This window comes from Leisingera coralii (genome assembly GCF_049056525.1).
Lineage (GTDB): Bacteria > Pseudomonadota > Alphaproteobacteria > Rhodobacterales > Rhodobacteraceae > Leisingera > Leisingera coralii.
Genome location: NZ_JBHUPT010000059.1, coordinates 1 through 16463, shown reverse-complemented (window position 1 = coordinate 16463; position 16463 = coordinate 1). Strand labels below are relative to the sequence as shown.

Here is a 16463-nt window from a genome sequence, read left to right as displayed (position 1 = left end):
TCCTTACGCCGACTCGCCCAGATAGGCTTCGCGCACCTTCGGGTTGCCGCGGATGTTCTGCGGGTCGTCCTCGACCAAGGGGGTGCCCTGGGCCAGAACCGTGATCCGGTTGGCGAGGCTGAACACCACGTGCATGTCGTGCTCGATGATGGCGATAGTGATGTCGCGCTCGTCGCTGATCTGTTTCAGCAGGTCGATGGTGTTGTTGGTGTCGGCCCGCGCCATGCCCGCAGTCGGTTCGTCCAGCAGCAGCAGGCGCGGTTCTTGTGAAAGGCACATGCCGATCTCCAGCCGCCGCTTGTCGCCGCGGGACATGGCGGCGGCGTGCATGTGCCGCTTGTCCGCCATGTTCATCTCCTCCAGCATGTGCTCGGCTTTTTGCAGGATGTCCTTCTGCCGCAGCACCGCGGACAGGGCATTCAATTCAAACGCGCCGTCCCGTTTTGCGAAGCAGGGGATCATCATGTTTTCCAGCACCGTCAGGTCGCCGAAGATCTCGGGCGTCTGGAACACCCGGCTGATGCCCATCTGGTTGATCTCGTAAGGGGCGCGGCCCAGCACCGACTGGCCGTCGAACATGACGGAACCGGTGTCGGGGATCAGCTTGCCCACCAGGCAGTTCAACAGGGTGGATTTGCCTGCGCCGTTCGGCCCGATGATCGCGTGGACCGAGTTTTCCTTGACGCTGAGGTTCACGTTGGACAGCGCCTGCAGGCCGCCGAACCGTTTCCCCACGTCTTTGACTTCAAGGATACCCATTGTTCTGTCTCCTTATTCCGCGGGGTTGGTTTCGCCAGAGGCGTTGCTGTCTTTGACCTTGCGGCCGCGCAGCCAGCCCTTGATCCGCTGGCCGCCCTCAACCAGGCCGCCGGGCAGGAAGATCACCACCAGCATGAACAGGATGCCCAGGGTCAGGTGCCAGCCCTTGCCGATGAAGGGGTGGATCAGGAACACCACCGCGTCCTCCATCCCGTCGGGCAGGAAGCTGAACCAGGTGTGCAGCACGTTGTCGTTGATCTTGGAGAAGATGTTCTCGAAGTACTTGATGAAGCCTGCGCCCAGCACCGGGCCGATCAGCGTGCCCGCACCGCCCAGGATGGTCATCAGCACCACCTCGCCGGAGGCGGTCCACTGCATCCGCTCAGCGCCCGCCAGCGGGTCCATAGAGGCCATCAGCCCGCCTGCAAGACCCGCATACATGCCGGAGATCACAAAGGCCGCCAGGGTGTAGGGCCGGGTGTTGAGGCCGGTGTAGTTCATCCGCTGCTGGTTCGATTTCACCGCCCGCAGCATCATGCCGAAGGGCGAGCGGAAGATGCGGATCGCCAGGTAGAAGGCGGCCAGCATGATCAGCGCGCACAGGTAGTAGCCCGCGTTGAACTGGAAGGCCCAGGGGCCAAGCGCCAGTTCGAAGGTGGAGCGCATTTCAAGGCCGAACAGGTTGGTCACGGGGATCGAGCCGTCCGCGGTGGCGGAGACGCCCAGGATGCGCGGGTCTTCCAGCGTCAGCTGCAGGCCGGTCTCGCCGTTGGTGATCGGTGTCAGCACCGAATAGGCGAGGTTGAAGGACATCTGCGCAAACGCCAGCGTCAGGATCGAGAAATAGATGCCCGAGCGGCGCAGGCTGATGAAGCCGATGAGCAGCGCAAACAGGCCCGCGACGATTACCGATAGCACAATCGCCGGGATCACGTTCATGCCGATGAGCTTGAACATCCAGACGGCGGAGTAGGAGCCGACGCCGAGGAAGGCCGCATGGCCGAACGACAGGTAGCCGGTGAGGCCGAACAGGATGTTGAAGCCGATGGCGAAGATCCCGAAGATCACGAACCGCTGCATCAGGTCCGGATAGCCCGCGTTGAACTGCGCCATGGCGCTGCCGGTGGGGAAGGGGTTCAGGATGAAGGGGGCAAACAGCGTCAGGATGGCGACGATGATCAGCAGGGAAGTGTCTCTTTTGTCCAGTCCGAACATGTCTTAGTCCTCCATCACGCCTTTGCGGCCCATCAGGCCCCGCGGACGGGTCAGCAGAATGATGATTGCGACCACATAGATGATGATCTGGTCGATGCCGGGGATCAGCGACTTGATCTCGTTCATCGAGGCAAAGCTCTCGAGAACACCCAGCAGGAAGCCTGCCAGCACCGCGCCGGGCAGGGAGCCCATGCCGCCGACAACCACCACCACGAAGCTCAGGACCAGGAAGTCCATGCCCATGTGGTAGTTGGGCGAGTTGATCGGTGTGTACATGACACCGGCCAGGCCCGCGACGGCAGCGGCGATGCCGAACATGATGGTGAAGCGGCGGTCGATGTTGATGCCCAGAAGGCCCACGGTCTCGCGGTCGGCCATGCCGGCCCGCACCACCATGCCGAAGGTGGTGAACTGCAGGAAGGAGAAGATGCCGCCGATGATCAGCACGGCAAAGAAGAAATAGACCACGCGCCAGACAGGATAGATGATGTCCATGCCGATGACGGCGCCGAGGTTCATCACCCCGTTCAGCGCATCCGGTGCCGGGGTCTGGATCGGGTTGGCGCCGTAGAAGTATTTCACCACTTCCTGCAGCACGATGGCGAGGCCGAAGGTCACCAGGATCTGGTCGGCGTGGGGGCGCTTGTAGAAATGCTTGATCAGCCCGCGCTCCATCACATAGCCGACGCCGATCATGATCGGGATCGCAAAGAGGATCGCCAGCGGCACCGCCCAGTCAATGATGGCACCGCCGAACTCGGGGCCGAACCAGGCCTCGACATAGGGGGTTTTCACCTTCAGCGGGTTGCCGAGGAAGTCGGTCTGGGTCTCGTCGACCACTTCAAAGCTGAGGTTCAGAATGCGTTGCAGGGTAACGGCGCAGAAGGCGCCGATCATGAACAGGGCCCCATGGGCAAAGTTCACCACGCCCAGCGTGCCGAAAATGAGTGTCAATCCCAGCGCGATCAGCGCATAGGCCGAGCCCTTGTCGAGCCCGTTCAGGATTTGCAGGAGAATGGCGTCCATGGGTCCCACCGTTCGTCAGGTTCGGAATGGCCCGTCCGGCGGGGGAGGCGGACGGGCCGGTTGGGGCAGCCGGATTCCGGCCCGGAATCCGGCCCGGAATTTTTTGAAAATTCCGGCGCCCTGTGGCTGGCTTATGCGCCCGGGTTGCAGGCGCCCAGGTTGCCGCCGGCGAACATCGGGTGATCGGGGGCGTATTCCACCTGTGCCCGCGGGGTGACTTCGACCACTTCCAGGAGGTCGAACTCCGAGGTCGGGTTCTCCTTGCCGCGCACCACCAGGACGTCCTTGAAGCACTGGTGGTCTTCGGCGCGGTAGAGGGTCGGGCCGTTGCCCATGCCGTCGAACTCGAAGCCTTCCAGCGCTTCCACAACGGCGCAGGGGTTGAAGCTGCCTGCGCGCTCGACCGCATCCGCGTAGAGCATGGTCTGCACATAGCAGGTGTGCGCGGCCTGGCTCGGCGGGAAGCCGTATTTGGTGCCAAAGCTCTTCACGAAGGCCTTGGAGCCCTCATCCTGCAGCGTCCAGTGCCAGTTGGTGGAGCCGTGGATGCCCTTGACGTTCTCGCCGGCGCCCTTGGCCATCAGGCGGGAGTAGAGCGGCACCACGATCTCGAAGTTCTTGCCGTTCACCACCTTGTCGCGCAGGCCGAATTGCACCGCGTTGGTCAGCGAGTTCACCATGTTGCCGCCATAGTGGTTCAGCACCAGCACGTCGGCGCCCGAGTTCAGCACTGGCGCGATGTAGGAGGAGAAGTCGGTGGCTGCCAGCGGGGTGCGGACCTTGTTCACGGTCTGCCAGCCCAGGGCTTCGGTGGCGGCTGCGATCGACTCTTCCTGGGTCCAGCCCCAGGTGTAGTCGGCGGTCAGGTGATAGGCGGTGCGGTCGGTGCCGTAGAGGTTCTTGAGCACCGGCGCCAGCGCCGCGCCCGACATGTAGCCGTTGAAGAAGTGGCGGAAGCCGTTGGCCTTTTTGTCCTTGCCGGTGGTGTCGTTGGAGTGGGTGAGGCCCGCCATGAAGATCACGCCTGCCTCCTGGCAGAGACCCTGCACGGCGATGGCAACGCCGGAGGAGGAGCCGCCGGTGATCATCACCGCGCCGTCCTTCTCGATCATCGACTTGGCGGAGGCACGGGCGGCGTCGGACTTGGTCTGGGTGTCGCCGGTGACGTATTCCACCTTCTTGCCCAGGATGCCGTTCCCTTGCAGCGCCTTGGAGCTGAAGGTGTTCATCATGCCGCCGTCGCCGCCGCCGTTCAGGTGCTCGACCGCCAGCTCATAGGCGCGCAGCTCGTCGGCGCCTTCGTCGGCATAGGGGCCGGTCTGCGGCACGTTGAAGCCGAGGGTAACGGTGCCGCCGGTCGGCTCATTGGTGAAGGCCGCGGCGGAAGAAGCGGTAAAGATGGTCGGCAGCGCCACGCCGGCGCCTGCGAGTGCGCCGGTCCTCAGGACACCACGGCGCGAAACGTCGAATTTAGACATGTATTCCTCCCTAGTATGATTGGTGCCTTGCAGCTCCTCACTTCTGCGCGGTACCAGCACGATGAGTGCAAAATCAGTATGAGAGCGACATGTAAACCCAGGCAATAAAACCCTTTTACAGCTTGAAAATTCTGTAAATAAATGAACAATATTCCGTGGCATACTGTAAACAAACTTATATTGCGTTGCAGAAAGCCCTTGAATTGGAAGTGTTTTGGGAGACCCGCCGGCATGGCACGCGACACCCTCACTGGCAGCCGGATCCGCGAACGCAGGCTCATCCTGGGGTTGCGGCAGGCCGAATTGGCGCGGGAAGCAGGGATTTCAGCCTCTTATCTCAACCTGATCGAGCACAACCGGCGCAGAATCGGTGGCAAGCTGCTGGTCGATATCGCCGGTGTTCTGGGGGTGGAGCCGTCGATGCTGAGCGAGGGGGCGGAGGCGGCGCTGATCTCCACCCTGCGGGAGGCGGCGGCGGACAGCGGCGTGCCGGTCGCGGAACTGGACCGGGTGGACGAATTTGCCGGCCGCTTTCCGGGCTGGGCCGAGGTGCTGGCGTCCGGCCACCGCCGTATCGCTACGCTGGAGCGCACGGTGGAAACCCTGTCGGACCGGCTGACCCATGACCCCAACCTGGCAGCCTCGGTGCATGAGGTGCTGTCCACCGCGGCGGCAATCCGCTCCACCGCGTCGATCCTGGCGGAAACCGGAGAGCTGGAGCCGGAATGGCGCGACCGCTTCCACAAGAACCTCAACGAGGATTCGCTGCGCCTGTCGGAAAGCAGCCGGGCACTGGTGAGCTTTCTGGATGAGGGGGACACCGGCGCCGACCGCCGCGGCATGCCGCAGGAGGAGGCCGAGGCCTTCCTGCAGGCCAGCCGTTTCCATTTTCCGGCGCTGGAGGACGGCACCGCTGCGCCGGAGGATCTGGTGCGGGAGGCCCCGGAGCTGGTGAGCGAAGCCGCCCGCAGCCTGGCCCGCGCAGCACTGGAACAGTACCAGGCGGACGCCCGCGCCATGCCGCTGCAGGCGCTGGAGCGCGAGCTCCGCTCCGGCGGGCTTGCCCCCGTGGCGCTGGCGCAGAAATTCGGCTGCGGCCTGCCTGCGGTGCTGCGGCGGCTGGCCGCACTGCCGGAGGAGGTGCTGGGGCGGGAGGCCGGGCTGGTGATCTGCGATGCCTCCGGCACGCTGTTGTTCCGCAAGCCGGTCACCGGCTTTGCCATGCCGCGGTTCGGGGCGTCCTGCCCGCTGTGGCCGCTTTACACCGCGCTGGTGCGCCCGCATGTGCCGGTGCGGCGCAATGTGGTGCAGCAGGGGCGCAACGCGGCTGCCTTTGACTGCATGGCGGTAGCCTGGCCGCAGGAGATGCCGGATTTCGGGGCTGATCCCCTGTACCGGGCGGTGATGCTGATCCTGCCCGGCGGCCAGGAAGCGCAGGACCCGCAGCCGGTCGGCGCCAGCTGCCGGATCTGCCCGCGCCAGGGTTGTCCGGCCCGGCGCGAGCCGTCGATCCTGAAGGAAGAGTTTTGACAGCCACATGGCCGCGGGGCTAACCTGCGCAAAAAGGAATGCGCGCCCGCACCGGCCTGGCCGGAAGGGGACGCCGGGAGGAAATTCTGCTGATGGGCAGGCATGTTGTACTGATCGAAGATGAGCCGAATATCACCGAGGCCATCCGGTTTCTGCTGACCCGGGACGGGTGGAGCGTGGATGCGCATACCGATGGCGCCACCGCGGTGGAGGTGATCCGGGATGCCAATCCCGACCTGGTGATTCTCGATCTTATGCTGCCGGGCAAGAGCGGGCTGGAGATCGTCCGCGAGCTGCGCGCCGAGCGTGACATGCAGGCGCTGCCGGTGCTGATGCTGACCGCCCGCGGCCAGATGCGGGACCGCGAGATGGCGGAGAAAGCGGGTGTGACCCGCTTCATGACCAAACCTTTCTCCAATGCCGAGGTGCTGACCGCAGTGCGGGACCTGCACGCCCAGGCCGGGCAGGGATGACCCGGGACGGCGGCCCCAGAGAGCAAACGGGCACCCGCGCGGAGCGCCAGACCTACCGCCGCCGCCGCCTGATGGACATCGCCCGGCTGCTGCCGGTGCTGGGGGCGCTGCTGCTGGCACTGCCGCTGTTGTGGCCCGAAGCCTCGACCCATCCGGCGGCCCGGGACGGGGTCAGCATGTCTGCTGCCGTCATCTATGTGTTCGCGGTCTGGATCGGGCTGATCGGCGCTTGTTTCGTCTTCAGCATGGCGGTGCAGCGGTGGGCCGACCACTGGACCGGCGGCGGGCCGGACGGGGCAGGGCTTCCCGGTGACCGGCCGGATGACGGGGAGGACGGCTGATGGCCTCCCTCAACGTGCTGGCCTTTGTCTGCCTCGCCTATGTGGCGTTCCTGTTCTTCATCGCCTTCTGGGCCGATCGGATGGCGGCACGAGGCCGCAGCGCGGCCTGGATGCGCTCGCCGCTGATCTACACGCTGTCGCTGTCGGTCTATTGCACCGCCTGGACCTTTTACGGTGCCGTCGGTTATGCGGCGCGCTCAGGTCTGGAGTTCGTGACCATCTACCTCGGGCCTTCGCTGGTGATGATCGGCTGGTGGTGGGGCCTGCGCAAGCTGGTGCGGATCGGGCGCAGCCAGCGGATCACCTCCATCGCCGACCTCATTTCCTCGCGTTATGGCAAGTCGAACCTGCTGGCCACCGGGGTCACGATCCTCGCGGTGATTGGTGTCACCCCTTACATCTCGCTGCAGCTGCAGTCGGTCACCCTGTCCTTTGCCATCTTCGCCGAGGCCGATCCCATACGCGGCTATAATGAGACCTCGACCGTGTTCTGGGTAGCGGCCGGGCTGGCGGTGTTCGCAATCCTGTTCGGCACCCGCAACCTCAACGCCAATGAGCGCCACCACGGGGTGGTGACCGCCATTGCGCTGGAAGCCATTGTCAAGCTGGCGGCGCTGCTGGCGGTGGGGGTGTTTGTGGTCTGGGGCGTGGCGGGCGGTGTCGGCGAGACGCTGCAGCGCATCGATGCCTCGCAGATCGGCCAGTGGAACGTCGACGGCAGCCGCTGGGCGACCATCACCTTCCTGGCTGCTGCCGCCTTTGTCTGCCTGCCGCGGATGTTCCAGGTGATGGTGGTGGAGAATGAGGACGAACGCCACCTGCGCATCGCCTCCTGGGCCTTCCCGCTTTACCTGCTGCTGATCTCGATGTTCGTGGTGCCGATCGCCGTTGTCGGGCTGGAGCTGCTGCCCGCGGGCGCCAACCCCGACATGTTCGTGCTGACGGTGCCTTTGCAGCAGGGCCAGCAGGGGCTGGCCGTGCTGTCCTTCCTCGGGGGCTTCTCCTCCGCGACCTCGATGGTGATCGTGGCGGCGATGGCGCTGTCGACGATGGTGTCGAACCATATCGTGATGCCGGTCTGGCTGCGGCTGCAAAGCCGCCAGGCCTCGGTCTCCGGCGATGTGCGCGATGTGGTGCTGCTGTCGCGGCGGGTATCGATCGCGGTGATCATGGCGCTGGGGTATTTCTATTACCACCTCTCGGGCGGCGCTGCCGCGCTGGCGGCTATCGGCCTGATCTCCTTTGCCGGTGTGGCGCAAATCCTGCCGGCGCTGGTCGGCGGCCTGTTCTGGCGCGGCGCCACCCGCAGCGGCGCGCTGGCCGGCCTCACCGTGGGCTTTGCCATCTGGCTCTATACCATGCTGCTGCCCGCACTTGGCGGCGGGCTGCTGCCGGAGCACATTCTGCGCGAGGGCCTGTTCGGCCTCAGCTGGCTGCGCCCGCAGGCGCTGTTCGGGATCGAGGGCATGGACCCGACCGTGCATGCGGTGATGTGGTCGATGAGCCTCAATGCCACGGCCTTCTGCCTGGTGTCGCTGATGAGCTTCCCCAGCCCGCTGGAACGGTTGCAGGGCGCGCAATTCGTTAATGTCTTTGACCATTCCGCGGGCCCGCGCGGCTGGACCGGTTCGGTTGCGCAATCCGAAGACCTGATGATCATGTCGCAGCGGATCCTCGGTGCCTCCGAAGCGCAGGCCTTCTTCCAGCGCGAGCGGATGCGCCAGGGTGGCCGCGGCCCGCTGCCGGAGCCGACGCCTGCCTTTCTGGAGCGGCTGGAGCGCGAGCTCAGCGCCTCCATCGGCGCCGCGGCGGCGCATGCGATGATCGGGCAGATCGTCGGCGGCTCGTCGGTCTCGGTGCAGGATCTGCTGGCGGTGGCGGATGAGACGGCGCAGATGCTGGAATACTCCAGCCGCCTGGAAGCCCAGTCGGCGGAGCTGTCGGCAACGGCCCGAAAGCTGCGGGAAACAAACGAGAAGCTCACACAGATTTCAGAGCAGAAAGACGCCTTCCTCAGCCAGGTGAGCCATGAGCTGCGCACGCCGATGACCTCGATCCGGGCGTTCTCGGAGATCCTGCGCGATGACGCCCAGCTCGGCCCGCAGGAGCAGCGGCACTATGCCGGCATCATCCATGACGAGACGCTGCGTCTGACCCGGCTGCTGAACGACCTGCTGGACCTCAGCGTGCTGGAGAACGGCCAGGTGAGCCTCAACATGACGGCAGGCACCCTGACGGAAGTGCTGGACCACGCGGTCGCCGCTGCGCTGGCGGGTTCGGACCGGCCGCTCAAGGTGGTCCGCAGCCCCGAAGCGGAGGCCTACCGCATCTCCTCCGACCTCGACCGGCTGGCGCAGGTGTTCATCAACCTGATCGCCAATGCCCAGAAATACTGCGACGCGGAAGAGCCTGAACTGACCATCTCCACCACGGCCGCCGGCGGGCATTTGCATATCGATTTCACGGATAACGGCAGCGGTGTGCCCGCGGATTTCCAGCAGATGATTTTCGAGAAATTCTCTCGCGTTAGCCCCGAACGCGCGGGCGGCGCCGGGCTGGGGCTGGCGATCTGCCGCGAGGTCATGCAGCGGCTCGGCGGAGATATCTGCTACTTGCCCGGGCACAGCGGCGGCGCCTTCCGGGTTTCCTTACCCGCAGCCGGTGAAAAGGCGGCGTAACCTGCCTCGGGATACAGAAGTTGTTAACCTCCTTTCGGGTAAAACCGGGGAAACGGGACGCGTATGGGGCAGGTTAATCAACCTATGTCTGAGACAGATGCAGCACAGGCGGGCAGCGGTAAGCAGAGTGTGCTTGCACGCAAGCTGGCAGCAACTAAGGAAGGCGCCGGGGCGATCAACAGCTCGCTGACGCTGAAGGCGTTGCGCCGTTCCGTTGCGCGCGCGGCTGCGGATCTGTGTGAGCTGCCGATGGCGGTGCTGGCGGCCCGTCAGTGCAACCGCGTCCCCGAGGACCTTGCCCAGAACCTGTCAGACAAGGATCTGCTGGTGGTGCTGGACTGCCCCAACGGGCGGATCGGTGCAGCCAGCATGGACGCGGCCACGGTGACCGCGCTGATTCAGCAGCAGACCATCGGCGCGGTGATCGGCAAGGCGCCGGGTGAGCGCGTCTATACGCCCACCGATGCTGCAATGACCGCCGAATTCCTCGAGCGCGCCTTTGCCAAGGTTGTGTCGATGCTGGACGGCCATGCGGACCAGGCCATCTTCTCCGGCTACCGCTTTGGCGCGCAGGTGGAGAACGTGCGCAGCCTGGTGCTGGGGCTGGAGGCTGAGGATTACCGGGTGATCGAGCTGACGCTGGATCTGGCCTGCGGCGCCATGCAGGGCGTGATGAAGCTGATACTGCCGGAACCCACCGCGGAAGAGCTGCAGGACGGACAGGGCGGCGCAGCCCAGGGCCCGTCGCTGGGCCGCAACCTCGATTCGATCCGCGCGGAGCTGACCGCGGTTCTGTGCAAGATGCGGGTGCCGCTGCGCGACTTTGCCGGGTTGAAGGTCGGCGACACGCTGCCGCTGGATCAGGCCTTTCTTTATGAAACCGACCTGCTGACCATTGGCGGAAAGCCGGTGGCGCAGGGGCGGCTGGGACAGATGAACGGATCCCGTGCGGTGCGGCTGAACCAGCCCAGAACCAGGCTGGTCAGCGATGCCGGTGCGGACGATATGGCCTTCTCCGACGGGGCAGGCATGGATTCGATGCCGGACGCCGCGCCGGCACTCGGAATGGGAATTGCCGACCAGGGGCTGCAGGATCCGATGGATGATGGCGGCCTGCCCGCGCTGGAGGCGGCTCCGGCGCTGGAGGGCGGCGGTATGGGCGGAATGGGCGGAATGGACGCGGGCCTGGATGGCTTGGACCTGTCCGGTCTCGACGGCGATGGCGGGCTGGGCATGGATGGCCTGGACGGCGGGTTGCCGGATCTTCCCGACCTGCCGGATCTGCCTGACCTGCCTGATCTGCCTGCCGCCGGCCTCGGCGATTTCGAGCCGGGCGATGCCGCAGCGGAAATCTCGCAACTGGCCGGTCTGGACGGCGCGCTGACGGAAAACGGCTGATTTTGATAAGCCCCGTTTGCGGCGTTTCCCTTGCTCACGCCGGACGGCCTTTTCGCATAGACCCATAAACGGGCTGCCGGGCCGCAATCGTACGCTGGCAGCGCTGCGGCGGCAGCTCAGTGTGCCCGGAGCGTTGCCGCAAATTCAGTCCCGGCCGCCGCACCGAAATGGAAACAGCCAGCCGCAAACAGAAGCGCAGAAAGCCCTTGCATAAGGCGAAGTTGCCCGGGGCTGACCCCGGGCAGGAGACGGGTGCCGGTGCTTGGGATTGCCTGCCATACCTGGGCAGGCAATCTGCGGTCAGGGCCTCAGCGGCTTGCCAGCGATTCCAGCGCCGGGCGCAGCCCATCCAGTTGATAGCCTGCCGCGCCGGTCTTTTGCAGAATGTCGTCCGCGCTCATATCGCTGGCCTGTCCAAGTGCCCAGACCACCGAGCAGCGTGTGCCGGAGGCGCAGTAGGCCAGCACCGGGCCTTCGCAGCTCTCGTACAGCTCGCGCTGCAGCGCCACGTTTTCAGGCGTCATGGTCTGATGGGTCAGGGGCAGCACCTCGAACCGCAGCCCGGCCGCCTCCGCCGCGGCGCGGATCGCTTCGGCCTGATGGCTGGGCGGCACTTCCTCGTCCGGGCGGTTGCAGATCACAGTCTTGTAACCGGCGGCGGCGATGGCGGGCAGATCCTCAGCCGAGATCTGCGGCGAGACCGAGTAGCGGGGGGTGATTACGCGTGCATCCATGCGCGATTCTTTACGCGTTTGCGGCGCCCCGGTCCAGATGCCGGCTGACCCTCGGGGCGGCTATCATGCCGCAGGCCATCGCCGCCATGAACAGCGCGCCCTGCCAGCTGTTGTAGCTGAGCGAAGCCATCGCCGGGCCGGGGCAGAGGCCCACCAGCCCCCAGCCGATGCCGAACAGCACCGAACCCAGGACAAGCCGCCTGTCCAGCTCCGCAGAGGGCGGGGCGGGGAAGCTGCCGCCGGCTGCGGGTTTGCGCCCTTCTGTCAGCCGCCAGGCCAGCGCCATCGGCAGCAGCGCGCCGCCCATCACGAAGGCCAGGGTGGGATCCCAATCGCCAAGGATATCCAAAAAGCCCTGCACCTTGGCGGTGTCGGTCATTCCCGACAGCATCAGTCCGGTCCCGAACAGGCTGCCTGCAAACAATGCCAGCACAATCCGCAGCATCAGATCACCCCCAGCATCTGGCGCAGCACCGCGAGCGTTAGGATGCCTGCCAGCATGAAGACCGCCGTTGCCGCAATCCCGCGCAGGGACAGGCGGGAAATGCCGCAGACCCCGTGGCCGGACGTGCAGCCATTGGCAACGCGGGTGCCGATGCCCACCAGCAGGCCGGCCAGCACCAGTACCGCAGCATTGCTGGTGACGTGGGTGTCGGGCGTGCTGCCTGTCAGCAGCCCGATCAGCAGCGGCATGCCGATCACGCCGGCGATGAAGGCGGTCCGTTCAGCCGCGGTGTTGCGGCCGCTGCCATCCAGCAGCCCGCCCAGAATGCCGCTGGCGCCCATGATCCGGCCATTGCCCAGCAGGTAAACCGCGCCGCCTAGCCCGATCAGCAGGCCGCCGCCCAATCCCCAAATCCAGTCTGCTTGCATCATTTTTCTCCGTTAGCCCGGTCAGATCTTGTTGACCGGGATCTTCAGGAACACATCGCCCTGGTCATCCGGCTCCGGCATCTGGCCTGCGCGCATGTTCACTTGCAGCGACGGCAGGATCAGCCGCGGCATTCCCAGCGTCGCGTCGCGGGCGTCACGCATTTCGACAAATTCTTCGATGCTGCGGCCCGCGCCCACATGCACGTTCAGCGCCTTCTGCTCGCCCACCGTGGTTTCCCAGGCATAATCGTCGCGGCCCGGCGCCTTGTAGTCATGGCCGACGAAGATCCGGGTTTCATCGGGCAGCGACAGGATTTTCTGGATCGAGTTGTACAGATCGGCAGAGGATCCGCCGGGGAAATCGCAGCGGGCGGTGCCGAAATCAGGCATGAACAGGGTATCGCCGACAAAGGCGGCATCGCCGATCACATAGGTAAGGCAGGCGGGCGTGTGGCCGGGCGTATGCAGCACCTCGCCGCGCATCTGGCCGATCATGAAGCTGTCGCCCTCGCGGAACAGCTGGTCGAACTGGCTGCCGTCGCGCTGGAATTCGGTGCCTTCGTTGAAGATCTTGCCGAAGGTGTTCTGGACCACGGTGATCCGATCGCCAATGCCGATCTTGCCGCCCAGCTGCTCCTGCAGATAGGGGGCCGCCGACAGGTGGTCGGCATGCACATGGCTTTCAAGGATCCACTCCAGCCGCAGCCCCTCGGCCTTGATCCAGGCCACAATTGCGTCGGCGGAGGCGGTGCTGGTGCGCCCGGCCGCGTGGTCAAAGTCCAGTACCGAGTCGATGATGGCGCAGGCCGTGCCTTCGGGCTCACGCACTACGTAAGACACGGTGTTGGTGGCTTCGTCGAAAAAGGCTTTGACGGCGGGGGTCATTTGTCAGTCTCCCTTGATTACGGGAATTCATATATTGATTTGAGAATGTGTTTCAAGGCCGCCGGAGCTCAAAGCCGCAGGCGCCATTCAAATCATCGCAGCCGTCTGATTTGTGTCAAGGCGGGCGATGCTGCGCCGCGTTAGCGTTGCCGGGCGCCAAGTAAAGCCGCAAAAGCGGCGGCTGGGCGATAAAAGTGCGTAAATTTGCGGCACGGAGGTCACATTCCGCGGGATTTCGTATTCCTGTTGCGAAATACTGTCACAATCGCAGGACGTAGGGAGGACTGCTCATGACAATGGAAGATCTGTTTCACACCGTCGAACAGCTGGAAACCAGAATTCAGAAAGAGACCGGCGCTGCCCGGCTGGCCATGCGGCCCGAATTCATCCGGCTGCTGGACCACATGCGCAAGAAGGGGGCAGAGGTTCCGCGCCGGTTCCGCCGTCTTGAGGCTGCGCTGTGCGAAGAGGCGGTGGAAGAGATGTTCGACAACATGCCCGTCTGAAGGCATGCCGGTCCAGCAGGACCGCCCCGGGCTTCAGCCCAGGAAAATGCCCACCATCACCAGCATCAGGCCCAGAACCGACAGCAGCAGGGCGCCCAGATTGTAGGGCAGCACCGATTGCACCACAGCACGCAGCGCGTCGTCATCCAGTTTCCGGCGGCGGGCGCGTGCGACCTTGATGATGCACCAGACCAGCCCCAGCAGCCCGGCTACGGACAAGGCGGCTCCGGTCCAGACAATAAGATCGAACATAGGCGTGCTCCTGCAGGGTTTTGCGCTTTGCCGCGCCTAGCTGATCCTGATCGCACGCGCAAGCCGCGCAGGCGTGGTGCCGGATTTTGCCGCTTGGCGCAGCTCTGCCGCTTTCCCTTCTTGCGGCGCGGCGGGCGGGACGCTATCCCCTTGCTCCGACAGCAACTGACAGCATGTGCCGACGGAGCCGCAGATGGATATCACCGAAGACGAAAAAAGCGAAAACTACCGTGTGACCGCTGGCGAACTGCGCCAGTTTATCGAGCGGTTCGAGCGTCTGGACGAAGAGAAGAAGACCATCGCCGAGCAGCAGAAAGAGGTGATGGCCGAAGCCAAGGGGCGCGGCTACGACACCAAGGTGATGCGCAAGATCATCGCCCTGCGCAAGCGCGACGAGAACGACATCGCCGAAGAAGAGGCGGTGCTGGAAATGTACAAGGACGCCTTGGGCATGAATTAAAAGTGCTAACACGTACGACGAGACCATAAGCTCTTGTTGTGTTAGAACTTCAGCTACCAGCTAGCCCGAAACAGCGTAACCCTCAAATAGTGAAGCTGTTTCGGGTCAGCGGGCGGTAGAGCCCAAAGGTTCCTTTGACTTACTGTTACGGAGATATTTGGAGGCTTGAAACGTTGGCTTTTCTACTTCTAGTTCATTTTTTGTAAATTTACGGCCCTAGGTCGTGTTGATAAACGGGATTCACATCGGGCTCTGGGCATGATTCAAGCTGGTATCTGCGATGGAGACCAGCTTGGCACGAAACCTGATGTCGGACGAGGAATGGGCGTTCTTTGAGCGGTTCATCCAGACAACCCGCACCCCGAATGGACGCAAACCCACCAACCACCGCCCTGTTCTTGATGGGATATTCTGGATCGCGCAGACGGGTGCCCCATGGCGTGACCTGCCGGAAGAGTTTGGCAAGTGGTCGAGCGTCTACCGCCAGTTCCGGCGCTGGACGCTGGCGGGGCTCTGGGAGGAGATCATGGAGGCCCTGAACGAAAGCGGGGCCGTGCCAGACGCCCTGCAAATGATCGACAGCACCGTGATCCGGGCCCATCATCAGACAGCGGGTGCTAAAGGGGGACTCCGCGACAGGGTTTCGGGCGCTCAAGAGCGTCCGATGGGAAAACAGTCCACTGGACTGTTTTCTGGACCATCTACCACTTCACGACCAAGATCCACCTCTTCGTCAACGCGCATGGTCTGCCCATGAGGACAGAGATCACGCCGGGGCAGACATTCGACTATCTCGGTTTCGATCTGGTCATGGCCGACAACCTGCCTAGTCCTAGCGTGCTGCTTGCAGATCGCGGATATGACGCCGACAGCAACAGGGTGCACATGGAAAAGCGCGATGTGCTGCCGGTCATCCCGATGCGCAAATCCCGCAAGAAACGCATCAGCGTGGACCGTTCGCTCCATCGCCTGCGCAACTTGGCCGAGCGGTGCTTAAACAAGCTCAAGAACGCCAGACGCGCCGCAACACGCTACGACAAGACGGCTGAGAGCTTCCCGGGCTTCATCGACATCACGTCGATCCGTCTTTGGCTCCGCCATTTGTCAACATGACCTTGGGTCAGAGCTCTTGGGCAAGGCGCGCCCGAGCCTGAGCGTCAGGATGTGCCGACCCACCCTACCACGGCAGCCGGCGCAGCGCGTGGCGCAGTCTTCCTGCAAGCCGGGTAAGGCTTGCGTACCAGGGCGGTGTGGCCGGCGGGTCGCTTGGATGCCGCGCATCAAGGGCGCTGCCGCCCCCGAAAACCGCCATGCGGTCCGGCCGCCTGGCCTGCCGCAGTTGCAGGATCAGCGACGGCGGGACGCCAAAGTACCGGGCGATTTCGCCGTCATTCAGGCCCAGATCTGCAAATGCAGTGACCACGGCAGCTGGCCACGGGCCTAATCTGTCTTTGGCTGGAGGCTCATGCTGGACGCCCGCTGGAAATCCCACGGCTTGCTCCCTTTTACCGAAGCCAACTGCATTCCGGTGCCGGGTTACTGCGTGACAACCACCGTGCACGCCGCGTGGTGCAGCACCTTCTGGGACACGCTCCCCATCAGTATCTCGCGGACCAGACCCAGCCCGCGCCTGCCGATGACGATCATCCCGGCATTGCTGGATTCGGCGGTTTTCAGAATACCGTCTGCGTAATCGCCGGCGCATAAGTGCGTGACCACGTCCTGCGCGCCGGCGTCCTTGGCGCGATGCTCTGCCCAATCGAGGATCGTTTCGCCTATAGCCAGGATCGCGTTTGCCTTGTCGCGCTCTTCGGTTGCGCTGGCAAACAGCCCCAGGAAGTTCGCGGGCTGGCCG

The 16463-nt window shown here is 64.3% G+C and carries 20 protein-coding genes; 9 read left to right on the top strand and 11 right to left on the bottom strand.

Translation table 11 applies throughout. From position 1 onward, the window contains the following. Positions 1-3: 3 nt before the first annotated feature. The 4 genes from ACFMBG_RS17595 to ACFMBG_RS17580 form a co-directional block, all read right to left on the bottom strand. The gene (locus ACFMBG_RS17595; RefSeq protein ID WP_421056004.1) at positions 4-759 is read right to left on the bottom strand and encodes an ABC transporter ATP-binding protein; all 756 of its coding nucleotides are present in this window, start codon (positions 757-759) and stop codon (positions 4-6) included. Between the two features lie 12 nt (positions 760-771). Beyond that, positions 772-1974, bottom strand: a complete 1203-nt coding sequence (locus tag ACFMBG_RS17590) for a branched-chain amino acid ABC transporter permease (protein ID WP_421056003.1) — start codon at positions 1972-1974, stop codon at positions 772-774. A gap of 3 nt (positions 1975-1977) precedes the next feature. Beyond that, on the bottom strand, positions 1978-3000 hold the full coding sequence (locus ACFMBG_RS17585) for a branched-chain amino acid ABC transporter permease (RefSeq protein WP_027237953.1): 1023 nt from the start codon (positions 2998-3000) through the stop codon (positions 1978-1980). A 131-nt stretch (positions 3001-3131) separates the two neighbouring features. After that, the gene (locus ACFMBG_RS17580) at positions 3132-4478 is read right to left on the bottom strand and encodes a substrate-binding protein (protein ID WP_421056002.1); all 1347 of its coding nucleotides are present in this window, start codon (positions 4476-4478) and stop codon (positions 3132-3134) included. A gap of 231 nt (positions 4479-4709) precedes the next feature. Between ACFMBG_RS17580 and ACFMBG_RS17575 the strand changes: the two genes are divergently transcribed. The 5 genes from ACFMBG_RS17575 (at position 4710) to ACFMBG_RS17555 (ending at position 10898) form a co-directional block, all read left to right on the top strand. After that, positions 4710-6008 carry a short-chain fatty acyl-CoA regulator family protein gene (locus tag ACFMBG_RS17575; protein WP_421056001.1) on the top strand — a complete coding sequence of 433 codons (1299 nt, stop codon included), beginning with the start codon at positions 4710-4712 and terminating at the stop codon, positions 6006-6008. A 92-nt stretch (positions 6009-6100) separates the two neighbouring features. Next, on the top strand, positions 6101-6481 hold the full coding sequence (locus tag ACFMBG_RS17570; RefSeq protein WP_421056000.1) for a response regulator transcription factor: 381 nt from the start codon (positions 6101-6103) through the stop codon (positions 6479-6481). Next, positions 6478-6822 (top strand): hypothetical protein, encoded by a 345-nt coding sequence (locus ACFMBG_RS17565; protein ID WP_421055999.1) that lies wholly within the window; start codon positions 6478-6480, stop codon positions 6820-6822. The genes ACFMBG_RS17570 and ACFMBG_RS17565 overlap by 4 nt, the downstream gene beginning before the upstream one ends. Continuing rightward, entirely contained in the window at positions 6822-9500 is a 2679-nt protein-coding gene (locus ACFMBG_RS17560; protein ID WP_421055998.1) for an ATP-binding protein, read from the top strand. The genes ACFMBG_RS17565 and ACFMBG_RS17560 overlap by 1 nt, the downstream gene beginning before the upstream one ends. 84 nt (positions 9501-9584) lie before the next feature. Then, positions 9585-10898: a FliM/FliN family flagellar motor switch protein gene (locus tag ACFMBG_RS17555; protein ID WP_421055997.1), complete on the top strand. Its 1314-nt coding sequence runs from the start codon at positions 9585-9587 to the stop codon at positions 10896-10898. A gap of 308 nt (positions 10899-11206) precedes the next feature. Here the strand turns inward: ACFMBG_RS17555 and ACFMBG_RS17550 are convergent, their stop codons facing one another. The 4 genes from ACFMBG_RS17550 to ACFMBG_RS17535 are packed head-to-tail and all read right to left on the bottom strand — an operon-like array spanning position 11207 to position 13390. Further along, positions 11207-11632, bottom strand: a complete 426-nt coding sequence (locus tag ACFMBG_RS17550) for a protein tyrosine phosphatase family protein (RefSeq protein WP_421055996.1) — start codon at positions 11630-11632, stop codon at positions 11207-11209. A 10-nt stretch (positions 11633-11642) separates the two neighbouring features. Continuing rightward, positions 11643-12077 carry a DUF6691 family protein gene (locus tag ACFMBG_RS17545; RefSeq protein ID WP_421055995.1) on the bottom strand — a complete coding sequence of 145 codons (435 nt, stop codon included), beginning with the start codon at positions 12075-12077 and terminating at the stop codon, positions 11643-11645. Further along, positions 12077-12505, bottom strand: coding sequence for a YeeE/YedE family protein (locus ACFMBG_RS17540; protein WP_421055994.1), 429 nt, complete (start codon positions 12503-12505; stop codon positions 12077-12079). The genes ACFMBG_RS17545 and ACFMBG_RS17540 overlap by 1 nt, the downstream gene beginning before the upstream one ends. Before the next feature lie 21 nt (positions 12506-12526). Beyond that, entirely contained in the window at positions 12527-13390 is an 864-nt protein-coding gene (locus ACFMBG_RS17535) for an MBL fold metallo-hydrolase (RefSeq protein WP_421055993.1), read from the bottom strand. A gap of 290 nt (positions 13391-13680) precedes the next feature. On the opposite strand from ACFMBG_RS17535, the gene ACFMBG_RS17530 reads away from it, so the two are divergent. Further along, positions 13681-13896, top strand: a complete 216-nt coding sequence (locus ACFMBG_RS17530; protein ID WP_008556452.1) for a hypothetical protein — start codon at positions 13681-13683, stop codon at positions 13894-13896. A gap of 33 nt (positions 13897-13929) precedes the next feature. Here the strand turns inward: ACFMBG_RS17530 and ACFMBG_RS17525 are convergent, their stop codons facing one another. Further along, positions 13930-14148 carry a hypothetical protein gene (locus ACFMBG_RS17525; RefSeq protein ID WP_421055992.1) on the bottom strand — a complete coding sequence of 73 codons (219 nt, stop codon included), beginning with the start codon at positions 14146-14148 and terminating at the stop codon, positions 13930-13932. Positions 14149-14341: 193 nt separating this feature from the next. Between ACFMBG_RS17525 and ACFMBG_RS17520 the strand changes: the two genes are divergently transcribed. The 3 genes from ACFMBG_RS17520 (at position 14342) to ACFMBG_RS17510 (ending at position 15721) form a co-directional block, all read left to right on the top strand. Continuing rightward, positions 14342-14608, top strand: coding sequence for a DUF2312 domain-containing protein (locus ACFMBG_RS17520; RefSeq protein WP_421055991.1), 267 nt, complete (start codon positions 14342-14344; stop codon positions 14606-14608). Between the two features lie 292 nt (positions 14609-14900). Then, positions 14901-15365, top strand: coding sequence for an IS5 family transposase (locus ACFMBG_RS17515; protein ID WP_421055990.1), 465 nt, complete (start codon positions 14901-14903; stop codon positions 15363-15365). After that, complete coding sequence (locus ACFMBG_RS17510; protein WP_421055989.1) at positions 15362-15721, top strand: transposase; 360 nt, start codon at positions 15362-15364, stop codon at positions 15719-15721. The genes ACFMBG_RS17515 and ACFMBG_RS17510 overlap by 4 nt, the downstream gene beginning before the upstream one ends. Before the next feature lie 64 nt (positions 15722-15785). Here the strand turns inward: ACFMBG_RS17510 and ACFMBG_RS17505 are convergent, their stop codons facing one another. Further along, positions 15786-16031 carry a hypothetical protein gene (locus tag ACFMBG_RS17505; protein WP_421055988.1) on the bottom strand — a complete coding sequence of 82 codons (246 nt, stop codon included), beginning with the start codon at positions 16029-16031 and terminating at the stop codon, positions 15786-15788. Positions 16032-16144: 113 nt separating this feature from the next. Further along, the coding region (locus ACFMBG_RS17500; protein ID WP_421055987.1) for a universal stress protein at positions 16145-16463 on the bottom strand (319 nt) is incomplete at its 5' end.